The sequence below is a fragment of the Dietzia sp. B19 genome, assembly GCF_014145155.1.
Lineage (GTDB): Bacteria > Actinomycetota > Actinomycetes > Mycobacteriales > Mycobacteriaceae > Dietzia > Dietzia natronolimnaea.
Genome location: NZ_JAALED010000564.1, coordinates 1 through 1414 on the forward strand (window position 1 = coordinate 1; position 1414 = coordinate 1414).

The 1414-nt window shown below is 70.0% G+C and carries 1 protein-coding gene; it reads left to right on the forward strand.

Going from position 1 to position 1414, the window contains the following annotated elements; translation table 11 throughout:
- Positions 1-197 precede the first annotated feature (197 nt).
- A complete protein-coding gene (locus G6020_RS15350; RefSeq protein WP_179524769.1) occupies positions 198-1367 on the forward strand; it encodes an acyl-CoA dehydrogenase family protein in 1170 nt (389 codons plus the stop codon).
- The last annotated feature ends 47 nt before the right edge of the window (positions 1368-1414 follow it).

Below are 1414 nucleotides of genomic sequence, written 5' to 3' on the forward strand. Positions count from 1 at the left end.
CGTCCGCCCCGCCCGGGAGGCCCGCCGCCCGGGCGGGGCGGGCGGTGCCCGACTGGTAACTTGGATGGCCGGGCGCGGCACGTCAGACCCCGCGGCGATATCGACGGTGAAGGTGCGTCGTCGGCATCGCCGGGAGGTGCCCCGGACGGTGTCCGCCGCGCGATCAGCACCGACGATTCCCTCTTGGAGGACCGCACATGTCCGGTAACCCCGACTTCGACCTGTACCAGCCCGCGGAGGAGCACGAGGAGCTCCGCGCGGCGATCCGTGCCCTCTCCGAGAAGGAGATCGAGCCGCACGCCGCGGACGTCGACGAGAACGAGCGGTTCCCGCAGGAGGCGCTCGACGCGCTCAACGCCTCGGGCTTCAATGCGGTCCACGTGCCGGAGGAGTACGGCGGGCAGGGCGCGGACTCTGTCGCGGCGTGCATCGTCATCGAGGAGGTCGCCCGCGTGTGCGGTTCGTCCTCGCTGATCCCGGCCGTGAACAAGCTCGGCACGATGGGCCTGATCCTGGCCGGAGGTGAGGACCTCAAGCAGCAGGTCCTGCCCGGGATCGCCGAGGGCGCGATGGCCTCGTACGCCCTGTCGGAGCGCGAGGCCGGGTCCGACGCCGCGGCCATGCGCACCCGCGCCCGCCAGGACGGCGACGACTGGATCCTCAACGGCGGCAAGGCGTGGATCACCAACGGCGGCAAGTCCACCTGGTACACCGTCATGGCCGTGACGGACCCCGAGAAGGGCGCCGGCGGCATCTCCGCGTTCATGGTGCACGCCGACGACGAGGGCTTCGGCGTCTCGAAGACCGAGAAGAAGCTGGGCATCAAGGGTTCGCCCACAGCGGAGCTGTACTTCGAGAACGTCCGCATCCCGGGTGATCGGATCATCGGCGAGCCGGGCACCGGCTTCAAGACCGCGCTGCAGACCCTGGACCACACCCGCCCGACCATCGGCGCCCAGGCCGTGGGCCTCGCCCAGGGTGCGCTCGACGCGGCGATCGCCTACACCAAGGAGCGCAAGCAGTTCGGCAAGGCGATCTCGGACTTCCAGAACACCCAGTTCATGCTCGCCGACATGGCGATGAAGGTCCAGGCCTCCCGTCTCATGGTGTACACGGCCGCCGCCAACGCCGAGCGCGGCAGCGCGCCGGGTGGGCAGAAGCTGGGCTTCATGGCCGCGGCGTCCAAGACGTTCGCCTCGGACGTCGCGATGGAGGTCACCACCAACGCCGTGCAGCTCTTCGGCGGCGCGGGCTACACCCGCGACTTCCCGGTCGAGCGCATGATGCGCGACGCCAAGATCACCCAGATCTACGAGGGCACCAACCAGATCAACCGCATGGTCATGGCGCGTCAGCTCCTGGGCTGATCCTCCGGGCACCGGCCCGCCGACCTGCACACGAGAGCCGCCACTTC